This is a genomic window from Butyricicoccus sp. AM78-15b2TA (assembly GCF_027665985.1).
Taxonomy (GTDB): Bacteria; Bacillota; Clostridia; order Oscillospirales; family Butyricicoccaceae; genus Agathobaculum; species Agathobaculum butyriciproducens.
On the sequence record NZ_JAQEHY010000002.1, the window covers coordinates 255,298 to 268,736 of the forward strand.

12 protein-coding genes and 4 tRNA genes are annotated in these 13,439 nt (G+C 52.7%); 14 read left to right on the forward strand and 2 right to left on the reverse strand.

What is annotated here, in order from left to right; all coding sequences use genetic code 11:
- Position 1: 1 nt before the first annotated feature.
- The 14 genes from PGS25_RS03215 (at position 2) to PGS25_RS03280 (ending at position 11,676) form a co-directional block, all read left to right on the forward strand.
- Positions 2-1,144 (forward strand): phospholipase D family protein, encoded by a 1,143-nt coding sequence (locus PGS25_RS03215; RefSeq protein WP_270417700.1) that lies wholly within the window; start codon positions 2-4, stop codon positions 1,142-1,144.
- Positions 1,145-1,170: 26 nt separating this feature from the next.
- Positions 1,171-3,387, forward strand: a complete 2,217-nt coding sequence (locus tag PGS25_RS03220; protein ID WP_270417701.1) for a DNA gyrase/topoisomerase IV subunit A — start codon at positions 1,171-1,173, stop codon at positions 3,385-3,387.
- A 1,116-nt stretch (positions 3,388-4,503) separates the two neighbouring features.
- Positions 4,504-4,818, forward strand: a complete 315-nt coding sequence (locus PGS25_RS03225; RefSeq protein WP_110436460.1) for a YerC/YecD family TrpR-related protein — start codon at positions 4,504-4,506, stop codon at positions 4,816-4,818.
- A complete protein-coding gene (locus PGS25_RS03230; RefSeq protein WP_270417702.1) occupies positions 4,811-5,548 on the forward strand; it encodes a class I SAM-dependent DNA methyltransferase in 738 nt (245 codons plus the stop codon). Before PGS25_RS03225 ends, PGS25_RS03230 begins: the two co-directional genes overlap by 8 nt.
- Before the next feature lie 3 nt (positions 5,549-5,551).
- On the forward strand, positions 5,552-6,433 hold the full coding sequence (gene hslO, locus PGS25_RS03235; RefSeq protein ID WP_270383771.1) for an Hsp33 family molecular chaperone HslO: 882 nt from the start codon (positions 5,552-5,554) through the stop codon (positions 6,431-6,433).
- Between the two features lie 110 nt (positions 6,434-6,543).
- A tRNA-Asp gene (locus PGS25_RS03240) sits at positions 6,544-6,620 on the forward strand.
- A gap of 30 nt (positions 6,621-6,650) precedes the next feature.
- Positions 6,651-6,726 (forward strand) — tRNA-Phe (locus PGS25_RS03245).
- 266 nt (positions 6,727-6,992) lie between these two features.
- Positions 6,993-7,068, forward strand: a tRNA-Gly gene (locus PGS25_RS03250).
- 3 nt (positions 7,069-7,071) lie between these two features.
- Positions 7,072-7,145, forward strand: a tRNA-Cys gene (locus tag PGS25_RS03255).
- A gap of 153 nt (positions 7,146-7,298) precedes the next feature.
- Positions 7,299-7,883 carry an S-layer homology domain-containing protein gene (locus PGS25_RS03260; protein ID WP_270417703.1) on the forward strand — a complete coding sequence of 195 codons (585 nt, stop codon included), beginning with the start codon at positions 7,299-7,301 and terminating at the stop codon, positions 7,881-7,883.
- Between the two features lie 136 nt (positions 7,884-8,019).
- Positions 8,020-8,706, forward strand: coding sequence for a response regulator transcription factor (locus PGS25_RS03265; protein ID WP_442865228.1), 687 nt, complete (start codon positions 8,020-8,022; stop codon positions 8,704-8,706).
- Between the two features lie 2 nt (positions 8,707-8,708).
- Positions 8,709-10,760, forward strand: a complete 2,052-nt coding sequence (locus PGS25_RS03270; protein WP_270417705.1) for a sensor histidine kinase — start codon at positions 8,709-8,711, stop codon at positions 10,758-10,760.
- 147 nt (positions 10,761-10,907) lie between these two features.
- Positions 10,908-11,255, forward strand: a complete 348-nt coding sequence (locus PGS25_RS03275) for a cupin domain-containing protein (protein ID WP_270417706.1) — start codon at positions 10,908-10,910, stop codon at positions 11,253-11,255.
- Positions 11,256-11,427: 172 nt separating this feature from the next.
- Positions 11,428-11,676 carry a DUF6061 family protein gene (locus tag PGS25_RS03280; RefSeq protein WP_033121501.1) on the forward strand — a complete coding sequence of 83 codons (249 nt, stop codon included), beginning with the start codon at positions 11,428-11,430 and terminating at the stop codon, positions 11,674-11,676.
- Positions 11,677-11,725: 49 nt separating this feature from the next.
- Here the strand turns inward: PGS25_RS03280 and PGS25_RS03285 are convergent, their stop codons facing one another.
- Positions 11,726-12,751 (reverse strand): sensor histidine kinase, encoded by a 1,026-nt coding sequence (locus PGS25_RS03285; protein WP_055228679.1) that lies wholly within the window; start codon positions 12,749-12,751, stop codon positions 11,726-11,728.
- Positions 12,748-13,425 carry a response regulator transcription factor gene (locus PGS25_RS03290; RefSeq protein WP_055228678.1) on the reverse strand — a complete coding sequence of 226 codons (678 nt, stop codon included), beginning with the start codon at positions 13,423-13,425 and terminating at the stop codon, positions 12,748-12,750. Before PGS25_RS03290 ends, PGS25_RS03285 begins: the two co-directional genes overlap by 4 nt.
- Positions 13,426-13,439: the final 14 nt, after the last annotated feature.

The window sequence follows — 13,439 nt, forward strand, 5'->3', positions numbered from 1 at the left end:
AATGTCTATTGAATTATTGACGGATAATCACCGTGAAAGTGTATTAAATGCTTTGGGTGAAAGTCAGCAAAGAATCTATATTGTTACACCATTTATCAAAAAGCAACCAGCACATAGGTTAGCACAGATTATTCAAAAGAATAAGGTAGACTGTGTACTGATTTCACGGTTTAATTATGAAAATTTTGCGACCGGTGTAAGTGATATTGACGCTTTGATTGAACTGCATCAAGCGGGTGCAAAAGTCTTGGCACTGAAAAATCTGCATACAAAACTCTATTTAATAGACAATCGTATAGTGATACTGGGTTCTGCCAATTTTACGAATGGCGGTTTGCAGGGCAACCATGAATTGTCTCTTATTGCGACTGATGAATCACAGTTGTTTCAAAAATGCGATGAATATTTTGCAGATATGCGCGCGGCGATAGAAGCTGACCACAAAGGCATAGTTACGGGAGAATGGCTTCATACCGTAAAAAAGAAAGTGCAGCAGCTTTGCAAGGATAAGAAAAAGAATGCTTCAACGGTAGATAAAACTGGAGATTTAGGTGCGGAGCTGTCGCATAAAGCGACTGTGGAAGAAAATGATACTGTACAGGATTTTTTGCAGTTGAAGCCGAAGAAAAAAACGCAGAATCGCTGCTGGCTAAAGTTTTCGGCAAGTTCTGCACAGAGAAAGCCGTATAAACCGAATCAAATACAGCCATATGCATTTGATTATAATAAAGAGAGGCAATGTGCAACTTATTTCTCGGAGAAGCATAAGCCGCGGAAAATACAAGAAGGCGATAAAATCTTTTTGGCATTGCATTCGTGGGATAAGAATGGAAAAGCCTGCCCGATTATTGTAGCGCAAGCGTTTTGCCATGAATTTAAGGAAGAAAACAAATTAGATGAAGATTGCCAATGGCCGTATTTTATTGAGTTGTATAATGAACAAGCCCTTCCGGAAGTAAGCAAGACCATTCAATATGGCGTACCGCTGTATGAGGTGGTGGAAGCATTAGGTACAGATATGTATGCTTCTTCGCAGGGAACGAATAAGCCGTTGGAAACGCTTCTGCGTAGTCATCGGCAACAGGCATATTTGGAATTAACAGATAAAGCGAGAGAATACTTAGAATCGAAATTCAGAGAATAAGTTCCTGAGATGAACGGGAGAGCATAATGGCAAAAAAGAAAACCGACGAACCAAAAGTATATAAAGAACACCCTTCGGTCGATCAGCGCATCACGGACACGCTGCGCGAGAACTACATGCCGTACGCGATGAGCGTTATCGTGTCCCGCGCGATTCCGGAGATTGACGGCTTCAAGCCGTCCCACCGCAAGCTGCTGTACACCATGTACAAGATGGGCCTGCTGAACGGCAACCGCACCAAATCTGCGAACATCGTGGGTCAGACCATGAAGCTGAACCCGCATGGCGATGCGGCTATCTACGAGACCATGGTGCGCCTGACACGCGGCAACGAGGCGCTTCTCATGCCGTTTGTGGACAGCAAGGGCAACTTCGGCAAGGTATACTCGCGCGATATGGCATACGCCGCGCCGCGTTATACCGAGGCCAAGCTGGATGCGTTCTGTGCTGAGCTGTTCCGCGATATCGACACCGACGCGGTGGATTTTGTGGATAACTATGACGGCGAGATGAAGGAGCCGACGCTGCTGCCGACGACCTACCCGAACATTCTCGTGTCCGCGAATACCGGCATTGCGGTCGGCATGGCATCCAATTTCTGCGGCTTTAACCTCGCGGAAGTCTGCCGCACGACCATCGAGCTTATCAAAAATCCCGAGCACGACATCCTTTCCACGCTGCCCGCGCCGGATTTTACCACCGGCGGCGACCTCATCTACGATGAAGCGGAAATGCGTGCCATCTACCGCACCGGACGCGGCTCGTTCAAGGTGCGCGCAAAATGGGCGTACAACAAGAAAGACAACCTGATCGAGATCACGGAGATTCCGTACACGACCACCATCGAGGCCATCATCGACAAGATCGCCGAGCTGGTCAAGAACGGCAAGGTGCGCGAGATTGCCGATGTGCGCGACGAGACCGACCTTTCCGGTCTGAAGATCGCCATCGACCTCAAGCGCGGCACCGACCCGGAAAAGCTGATGGCCAAGCTGATGAAGATGACCACCCTGCAGGACAGCTTCTCCTGCAACTTCAACGTGCTGATCGCAGGCATGCCGCGCGTGCTCGGCGTAGCCGAGCTGCTCGATGAGTGGACAGCGTGGCGCACCGAATGCGTTCGCCGCCGCGTGTTCTTCGACCTCAACAAGAAGAAGGACAAGCTGCATCTGCTGCTCGGTCTGCGCAAAATCCTGCTCGATATCGACAAGGCGATTAAAATCATCCGCGAGACCGAAGAGGACGCAAATGTTATCCCGAACCTGATGGAAGGCTTCGGCATCGACAAAATCCAGGCCGAATTTATTGCGGATATCCGTCTGCGCAACATCAACAAGGAATATATCCTGAAGCGCACGCAGGAGACCGAAGCACTCGAAAACGAGATTAAAAAGCTGGAGGAAATCGTTAAATCCAAGGCGAAAATCCGCAATATCATCATCAAGGAGCTGGAGCAGATCATCAAGAAGTACCCCTCCGAGCGCTGCACGCGCATCATCACCGCGGACAACGTGCAGCAGTTCGACGAGGAGGATCACATCGAGGATTATCCGGTGCTGCTGTTCCTCACCCGTGAGGGCTACTTCAAGAAGATTACGCCGCAGTCGTGGCGTATGTCGCAGGACCATAAGCTCAAAGAGGGCGATGAGGTGTTCTGGACGGCTGAGGCGACCAACAAGAACGAAATTATCTTTTTCACCAATATGCAGCAGGCGTACAAGGCGCACCTGTACGATTTTGAGGACAGCAAGGCGTCTGTGCTCGGTGATTACCTTGCGTCCAAGCTGGAGATGGACGAGGGCGAAATGCCGGTTTATGCCGTCCTGCCGGGTGACTACAAGGGCAGTATGGTCGTTGTGTTCAAAAACGGCAAGGCAGCCCGGTTTTCTATGGAATCCTTCGAGACCAAGACCAACCGACGCCGCCTGACAGGCGCGTACTCGGATAAGGCGCCGGCTGTGGCGTTCTTCCACCCAATCGAGGAGGAGAGCGAGATCACCATGTTCTCGACTGCCAACCGTGCGCTCACGTTCCGCGCGAGCATGCTCGATGTCAAGACAACCCGTTCCACGCAGGGCGTGCAGACCATGGTGCTGCGCGGCAAGCATACCATTACGCGGGCGTGCCGCACTGAGGACGCCGCGCTCAGCGATAACGCGCGCTACCGCTGCCGCAGTATTCCGTCCATCGGTGCATTGCTTACGGATGAGGATCTGCCGGATAAGCAGCTCAAATTGCTTTAATGCGAAACGCAGAGGGTTTCCTCTGCGTTTTTTCTCTTCACCGATTCTGCGGGGGACACGAACTGCCGCAGGCGTGTTCGCTCCTGACGGGCGGAGAGTTTTTCGCTGAACCTCAGCGGGGAGTTGCGCTCTGCGGAGCGCGGGGATTCGCCGCGCCCCGCGGCGGGGCAAGAGGGTAGACACCAAGGTTTCTACCCTCTTAACTCCCACTTCCTTTTGGTATAGTCTGGCGCAGATTGCCGACATGTGACCGCTGCGAAAAGGGGTACGGCAGAGGTTTTTTTCTACCGTAGGGGAGCACAGTGTGCTCCCATGCCGAGACATATTCGCAGTGTCGGATACTGTTCTGCTACACTTGTGGGTTCATCTACGCAAGCGCGGCATGACAGTGCCGCGCAACCCTTTGGCACGTTATACCGGAAGGCACCTGCGAATTTAGGTGTTTGGCACAATTTATCCTCGTAGGTGCTGTCTATCATAACGCGCTAACGAATTGCGCGACACTGTCATGTCGCGCCTGCGGAGAGTTGCCGGTCTGTGTAGCAGTATGTTATCTGACACTGCGAATCGGTTGCGAAAGATACGGAAGAAAAAATCCTCTGCCGTACCTCTTTTTCGCAGCGGTCACATATAGGAAATCTGCGCCAGATTAGGAAGCAAGGGAAAGGTAGGAGTCCAAAGAGGAAGGGAAACCGCAGGTGTCCCTTCCTTTTTGCCCCCGCCGCGGGGCGCGGCACGCTCCCGCCGTCCGCAGACGGCGAATCCCCACGCTGAGGTTCAGCGGAAAACTCCCCGCCCCGTTAGGGCGAACACGCTGACGCAGTTCGCGCCCCCCGCTGGGTCGGTGCAGGAAAAGGTGCCGCCCGCCAGGGCGAACCCGCTGACGCAGTTCGCGCACCCCGCAGGGTCGGTGCAGGAAAAGGAGCCGCCCCGTCAGGGCGAACACGCCTGCGGCAGTTCGCGCCCCCCGCTCAGCCGATGCAGAGAAAAAGAGTGCCGCACACGGACATCTGTCCACCTGTGAAAACTAAATATTTTTACGCTTTACACTATAAAAGCGATGTGCTATAATACAGGGTATAAGAGCGAAAAAACGAATGTAGGGAGGGATAGACCATGAATCGAAAGTTGAAGGACGAGGATATGGACATTCTGTTTCGCGGTATTCTCAAGCTGCAGACAGTCGAGGATTGCTACGACTTTTTTGAAGATCTGTGCACAATCGCCGAGCTGCGTGCCATGGTGCAGCGCTTTCAGGTGGCGCGTATGCTGGACGAGGGACGCATTTACAGCGATATCGTGCAGGAGACCGGCGCGTCCACCGCGACGATCAGCCGCGTGAACAAGTGCCTTGTGTATGGCTCGGACGGCTACCGCAAGATGCTCGACCGGCTCAAGGAGGACGAAACAGCAGAGGAGAGCCATGAATAGTTACGAAACCCTGTCGGAATACTATGACCGCTTCACGGATGACGTGGGCTACGAGGAATGGGCTGACTTTTTCGAGCGCCTGTTTGAGCGGGAGGGCGTAAAGCCATCGCTGGTGCTCGATCTGGCGTGCGGAACCGGCAGTCTGACACGCATTTTGGCGCAGCGCGGCTATGATATGATCGGCGCGGACGCATCGCCGGAAATGCTCATGCAGGCGCTGCAGAACACGCTGGACTGCGAGCCACGTCCACTGCTGCTCAATCAGCGTATGGAGGAGCTGGACCTGTACGGCGCGGTAGACGCGTGCCTGTGCTGTCTGGACAGCGTAAACTACGTCACTGAGCCGGAAGCACTGCAGACCGCCTTCGAGCGCGTACACACGTTCCTCAATCCGGACGGCCTGTTCGTATTCGACATCAACACACCGGAAAAATTCGCCCGCATTGATGGCGAAAGCTATGTCCGCGAGGACGACGGCGTGTTCTGCGTATGGCAGGCGGCGGTCGAGGACGGCCTGTGCGCCTACCAGTTCGATATTTTCGAGCAGGAGGACGATGTGTGGCACCGTGCGCAGGAAACGCACGAGGAGCGCATCTACGAGCCTGCACAGCTGACCGCCATGCTGGAGCGGGCCGGTTTTACCGAGATCAAAACCTATGGCGACCAGTCCTTTGCGCCCGTACAGGGCGGCGAGGACCGCATTTACTTTACAGCACGAAAGAGAGATTAACTTATGAGCGATACGTTACTTCGCGCGATCGCCCGTGATGCGGGCATCCAGATTTGTGCAGCCAGCACGACCGAGCTGGTCGAGCGCGCACACGAAATCCACAGCACCACGCCGCTGGCTACCGCAGCCCTCGGACGAACGCTGACCGCGACTGCCATCATGGGCAGCCAGCTCAAGGTCGAGGACGGCTCCGTGACCGTGCAGATCAAGGGCAACGGCCCGCTCGGCGCGATCGTCTGCGTCGGTGATTCGGACGGCTATGTGCGCGGCTATCTGCAGGACCCGGCTGTCGATCTGCCGCTGCGTGCGGACGGCAAGCTGAATGTAGGCGGCGGTGTCGGCCGCGGCTATCTGATGGTGATTAAGGACATTGGCCTAAAGGACCCGATCACGGGCACGGTTGCGCTCGTCAACGGTGAGATTGCCGAGGACCTGACCCGCTATTTCGCGGAGAGCGAGCAGATCCCGTCTGCGTGCGCGCTGGGCGTGCTCGTGGATACCGACTGCTCGGTCAAGTGCGCCGGCGGCTGGCTCGTGCAGCTCATGCCGGGCGTGAAGGATTCCGACATTGACAAGCTGGAGGCCAATCTGGCAAAGCTGGAGAGCATGACTGCTATGCTTGATAAGGGCATGAGCCTCGAGGACATCATCCGCGCGGTGCTCGATGGCTTTGAGGTAGATTTTCTGCAGACCAGTGAAATCGGCTACCGTTGTGCGTGCAGTCGTGAAAAAGTAGAGCGCGCCCTGATCAGCATGGGAAAAACCGAACTTTGCAAGATGGCGGAAGAACAGGAAAATAGTGAGGTAACCTGCCAGTTTTGCGATAAAATCTATCGTTTCAGCCGCGCAGAGTTGCAGGAACTTTTAACACACGCAACGAAATAAAAAGAAAATAAAAAAACTTTGAAAAAAGTGTTGACATTTGGGCACAGGTTCTGTATAATAAACATCGTCGCTGAGAGATACGAACGAAAACGAAACAGCGACGACGGCCTGGCCCGGTAGCTCAGTTGGTTAGAGCGCTAGCCTGTCACGCTAGAGGCCGTGGGTTCAAGTCCCATCCGGGTCGCCATTCTTCAATCGGAAACGATTGAAGGAATATGCCTCTGTAGCTCAGTCGGTAGAGCAGGGGACTGAAAATCCCCGTGTCGGTGGTTCGATTCCGCCCGGAGGCACCATTTATTCAAATGAGTGTCTGGACACTCATTTGAATAAATCTTACCTTTCGGTTAAGGAATCGAGGCCGTAGCCCTCTAACCTCTGAATTGTCGCTTTGCGACATTGAAATGAGAGCAGGCGGCTCTTAGAAACAATCCGGTGGATTGTTTCAACCGCCGTGGCTTTTGCCGCAGCAAAAGCGATTCCGCCCGTGAGCGTAAAACCCGAAGCGTCCGGTAACTAATCGGCACTGATAAAAATCGCGTTAGCGCGAAAAACTAAATATGCGGCTGTAGCTCATCTGGTAGAGCGCCACCTTGCCAAGGTGGAGGTAGCGAGTTCGAGCCTCGTCAGCCGCTCCACATGGTACCATAGCCAAGCGGTAAGGCGTGGGACTGCAACTCCCTGATCCCCAGTTCGATTCTGGGTGGTACCTCCAAAAGACTGATGTGAAAACATCAGTCTTTTTGTTTTGCACAAAATCACACGAATTTGCACAAATGCAGGTAAAGGTTGACAAATACAGCAGACTGTGTTATATTTCACCTATGGATGCACTATGGCGTCCATGCAATAAAAGGAGGAATTTAATATGACACTCAGAAAGCGACTGATCGCGCTGAGCATGGCGGCAGCCTGCGCAGCAACAGCTTTTGCCGGTGCAGCATTCACCGACCAGAGCAGCATCAAGGTGGACAGCAAGGTAATCGACACCCTGACCGAGAAGAACGTCATCAAGGGCTTTGAGGACGGTTCGTTTCAGCCGGACAAGCTCGTTACCCGTGCCCAGATGGCCAAGATGATGTTCGTACTGCGTACCGGTTCGGATGATGCGTCTTACTACGCAAAGGATATGACCGATACGTTTGCGGATACGGCCGGTACCTGGTCGAACGGCTACGTTAAGTATTGTCAGGCGTACGGCATCGTTTCCGGCAAGTCGAGCACGGTTTTTGCACCGAATGCGTCTGTAACGACGGCAGAAGCCGCAAAAATGCTGCTGGTATACAGCGGTCACGATGTACAGAAGGATGGTCTGACCGGTGCACAGTGGAAGGAAAATACCTTGAAGCTGGCAGATAAAGACGGTCTTTTGGTCTCTGTAAATACAAAGCCGGATGATGCACTCCCGCGTCAGTATGCCGCGCAGATGATTTACAACGCAATCAGCAAATAAACACGCAGCAAAGAAAAGTCCCTCAATCGAGGGACTTTTTTTCATCTTCATAAAATCTAAAGAAATTCCCTGCGGAAAACAACAGAAACCTGTGGTAAGATAGAAGTAACGAAAGGGGGAAGGGAAAATGGAAAAGCTGACTGTTCTGGTGGTGGACGACGACCGCGAAATCGTGGAAAGCATTGCGATATTCCTGCAGGCGGACGGCTATCTGGTGCGCAAGGCGTACAACGGTCTGGAGGCGCTCGACATCGTAATGACCGAGAATGTACACCTTATCATCCTTGACATTATGATGCCCGAGCTGGACGGCATCAAAACCTTATTAAAGGTAAGAGAAAGCAAAAACCTGCCGATCATCCTGCTGTCGGCCAAGAGCGAGGACGCGGACAAAATCCTCGGACTGACCGCGGGTGCGGATGATTACATTACAAAGCCGTTCAACCCGTCCGAACTGGTCGCGCGCGTGAAAAGCCAGCTGCGCCGCTATACCCAGCTGGGCGCAATGCAGATAAAGGAAACGCAGATCGTCATCCGCGGACTGGTGCTCGACACCGAGAGCAAAAGCGTGACGGTAGACGGCGAAGCCGTTCGGCTCACACCGCTCGAATACAAAATACTTGAGCTGCTGTGCCGTCACTCGGGAAGGGTGTTCTCCACCGAGGAGATTTACCGACAGGTGTGGAATGACGATATTGTCAGTGACAACGCCATTGCCGTCCATGTGCGGCACATCCGCGAAAAGATAGAGATCAACCCGAAGGAGCCGCGCTATCTTAAGGTAGTATGGGGCGTCGGCTACAAGATCGAAAGGAGCGAGTGAGTATGAATATCAAGGGGATCTTACGCAGTACGGCAGTAAAGCTTATCGCGTTTGTGTGCATTGTGGGATGCTTTGCAGGTGCGATGTTCATCGGAGAGAACACGATAGCGGGCTTCGCCGCGAACGGCCTTGACCAAATGGTCTATCGCTTTGAGGGTGATTTTGCCGACTCGTCCTATATGCATCAGCAGCTCGGCATAATGTGTGCTGAAATGGCGAATGCGTTTGAGGATGGCATGGACGCAGCGGAATTCAGCAGGCAGCATACGGATTTTGCGGGAAACTATTTCGGCCGTATGGGCGATAAAACGGTCGGCGATGACACGCTGACCGAAGCCGCGGCAAAAAAATCTGCGTTTTACATGATCACACGGCCGGGTGGCAATGTGCAGTCCAACGTGGGAATGTACTACGGCTATCCGCTTGCGGTTTACGATGAGGAGACGGGCAGTTACGGCTACTACACCGAGGAGGATGCGGCAGAGGAAGGTTGGAAGTTCAATAAGTTCAATCCGTACCCGTCTAACACCCTGCTGCTGGTGCGCTTCACGGACGCACAGGCTGCACCCATCAAGGCTGAGTGGGAAACGCAGAAGACGCAGATTACCGGCGTGCTCCATCGGGCGATTGTGCTGACGGTGATTGCACTGGTGCTGTTCGTGTTCCTGCTGTTCGTCACCGGCCGCAAGCCGGAGGATGAGGACGTGCACCTTGTCACCATCGACCGCCTGCCGGTGGAAGTGAACGTGATGTGCTTCTGGGCGGTGCTCGGTACGGCAGGCGGACTGAATCTGGCACTGATGGGTGAATTGCTGAACGGCACAAACGATATGTCGATATTGCTCGTACCGTCCATCCTGTTTTTCGTCGCGGCGTTTGCGTTCGCACTTGAACTTACGCTGTCGCTCGTGCGTGTGATCAAGAACCGCAGCTTCGTCAAGCAGTGCTGGTCGATTCGATTCATCCTCTGGTGCTGGCGAACCTTTATTAAGGTATGCAAGTGCATCCGGCAAAGTTTCGGAAAACTGCGCCGCATGCTGTTCCGCGACTACAAAACGCGCAACGTTGTGCTGCTCTTTACGGCGTATTCGGTTGTTCTCACGTTCCTCGCGGCGGTGTTCGGCGGAGTAGGCGGCTCGTTTTTTGTCTTCGTGCTCGGCGCGGTCTGGTTCCTCACGGCAGGTTACTTTCTCATCAAACGCATCACCGGCTTTGAGCGTATCGTGGACGCGCTGCGCCGGCTGCGTGCGGGCGACCTCGGCTTCAAGCTGACCGATATGCCGGAGGGTGTGTTCGCTGAAATGGCCGAGGACATTAACTCGCTCGGTGACGGCATGCAGGCGGCGCTGCAGAACGAAGTCCGCGCGGAACGCATGAAAAGCGAACTGATCACCAACGTCAGCCACGACCTGAAAACGCCGCTGACCAGCATCCTCAACTACTCCGATCTGCTCGGAAAAATGGATTTAACGCCGGAGGAGGCCAACGATTACGCCCACATTATCCATCAAAAGGGCCTGCGGCTCAAGAATCTGACGAGCGACCTGTTCGATATCTCCAAGGTGCAGTCGGGCGCGGAGCAGATCATCAGCGAACGGCTGGATGCGTGCACGCTCGCCCGGCAGGCGCTCGCAGAGCAGGACAAGGCCGTACAGGAGAGCGGCTTGACCGTCAAAGCCGCCATTCCCGAGCGGGAGCTGCCCATTTGGGCGGACGGACGAAAGCTGTCCCGCGTGCTGGAGAATCTCATCGGCAACTGCGTGAAATATGCGCTCAAGGGCACGCGCGTGTTCCTCTCTGTTGCAGAGGAGAACGGTCAGGCAATTATTGAACTCAAAAACACCGCCAACTACGAGATGGACTTTGCTGCTGATGAGATCACCGAACGGTTTGTCCGCGGTGACGCGGCGCGCTCGACCGAGGGCAGCGGTCTGGGTCTCGCCATCGCGAAAAGCTATACCGAAGCCTGCGGCGGCACATTCGATGTTTCGGTGGACGGCGATCAGTTTAAGGTGCGTATCGGCTTTCCGGTGTATGGCATGACGGCAAAGTAAATTTTTCGCGGAAATGGAAATCTTATCTTGTAATTTGGATTGCAACCGCTATAATAGGAATTGGATAAGAACCCGCGTGAGCGGCAGGGGCAGCACTGCAGCTTCAATCATGCGGTATTGCCCGGGACAAGAAAGGCGGAAAGAATTATGATTACGACTGCAAGCGAACATCAGGTAGATAAGGTAGAGCAGATGGCTGGCGGCAAGGGCCACGTTATCATCGAGCGCCTGCTCGGTGAGAAGGAACTGGACGGCAAGTGCGGCCTGTATGCAAAGGTAACCATCGAGCCGAACTGCACGCTCGGCTTCCACGAGCACCACGGCGAGACCGAGACGTACTACATCCTGAGCGGCGAAGGCTCGTACAGCGACGGTGAGAAGTCCTATCCGGTCAAGGCGGGCGATGTGACCTTCTGTCCGGACGGCACCGGTCATGCGCTGGATAATACCGGCGATACCGACCTTGTGTTCATGGCACTGATCATTATGAAGTAAGCGCAGAGACGCAAAGAACCCGAAACCTTGGCTTAACAGTGATAAGGAACTAATTTACTTATCAACTGTTAGCTGACGGTTTCCGGGGTGCATACGGACAAATCCCGTCTGATTTCTAACAGGAAGTCAGACGGGATTTTCGCTTTATATTACGAATTATGGAGGACATACCATGAAAACCTTAATATCTTGTGCCTACAATATGGATAATTGCTGTGTGGAAGTGAAATTCAGCGACGGCAGTATGATTGCGATTGACACTATCGTCGTTGAGAACGAGATTGCTGACAATATGTATCAGCGGTCAGAGCTGGATTATTTGATCTACAACGCTCCTTTGGAGTATGCAGACCTTATCTTGAACGGCGATCCCGAAACCTATTTGAAAACTGTAACAGAATACAAGCCTTGGGATAGCTGACAACACGCTGCCCGCAGGAGAAAATCCTGCGGGCGTTTTTCTGTTTATATTATTTCCCTCCGTTGGATCTCAATTTAGGAAAGAAGATGACAATCTTGAAGCTCTTTCCCCACTGGGAAGCTGCTTCCAGATGAAGATTTAGATCGTCGGCCATCTTCTTAACCAGGTAAAGTCCCATACCGGTAGCCTTCTTTCTGCTGTCAGTAGAATCCCCGGTAAAGCCCTTTTGAAAAATGTACGGCAGATTATATTTTTTTACGCCAATGCCGTTATCTTCAACAGAAAGGATATCTGCAGTCTCCGAATGTATCACGGAAATTGTAAGCATGGGACTATCGCTGCTATATTTGATGGCATTGCTAACGATTTGTCCCAACATAAACTGAAGTCCTCTACGGTCTGTATAGACTGTTTCAGATTGCAGTTTGTTGAGAATGACAAAATGCTTCTCTTCAAGAAGTGGGGCATAGTCCTCCAGAACTTCACCCAAGCAGTCATTCAAATTGACATCCTCAAATCGGTAATCCTTTGTACTGCTCTTCAACCGGGCATAGTACAGCATCTGCGTGACATCCTCCTGAAGCTGACTGCGGACATAATCCAGCTTTGCTTGCAGGGAAGGAGAGATTTCATCGTTCCGGTTATCCAAGAGCATGGTCAGCAACGATAGGGGCGTTTTCGCTTCATGTGCCCAGCCCTCCACGTATTCTTCATAGTCCCGTAGGGCATCCGCCATATTGTTACTCTCGTTTTTGTATTCCCGTAAAACCGAAGCCAAAAATCGGACAGATTCTCCTTCTTTCTGACTAATGGCACTGAGCAGCCGTTCTTCATTGCAGATGGTAGGATCACTGAGGAAATCTCGGAACAGTTCCATGTGGGTGTTCTCCCTCTTGTTTAGTACAAACAGAATCGCTGAAAACAAAAGGATGCTCGTCAGAACTACTAACCCGATCAAGGTTTGAAATACCTGAATGTCAGAAATCCAAAGAATGACAGCGCAAAAGCAATCCACGCCCAGCAGCAACAGAAGCCAGGGGTAGTACCGTTCTATCATGTGCCAAAGCTGCTTCATAGAGACACCTCCGCTTCCAAACGGTAGCCCATTCCTCGAACTGCAACGATTCGCTGCTTCATTTCAAGGGCGGACATCGTTTTTTTCAGCCGGGTTAGGTTAACCTGCAAGGCATTTTCATCTATGTATTCCGTGGTTCCCCATAGTGCCATGCAAAGCTGCTCCGTCGTGACCAGAGCATCGCCGCCGGACAAAAGAGCGACCAACAGTTTTCCCTGATTTTTTGGAAGCACCACAGAGGTATTATGAATATAAAGCGTGTAGGTCTGCTGGTCTAACAGGAAATCTGGTCCCTCTATGAGATTGGTACGGCCTTCATACCTTTTGAGAATATTGGATACCCTGGCAAGAAGTCGATCTTTTCTGCACGGCTTCGTCAAATATTCATCGGCACCCAACTGGAACGCTTGCAGTTCATCCTTTACCTGATCTCTGGAAGTCAGCACCAGGACGGGGATAGCAGTTTTATTCTTTAGCTCCTGGCAGATTTGAAAGCCACTGATCTCCGGCAAGTTCAGGTCTAAGATCACAAGGTCAGGGCGGAGGGCTGCCAAGAGCCGAGCGGCATCTTCAAACTCGGTAATTGCCTCCACAAGATAGCCGTCCTTTTGGAGCATATCGCAGAGTTCTTCCCGCATATAGACTTCATCTTCCACAACAGCAATTCTTTTCATGACAGCACCTCCTT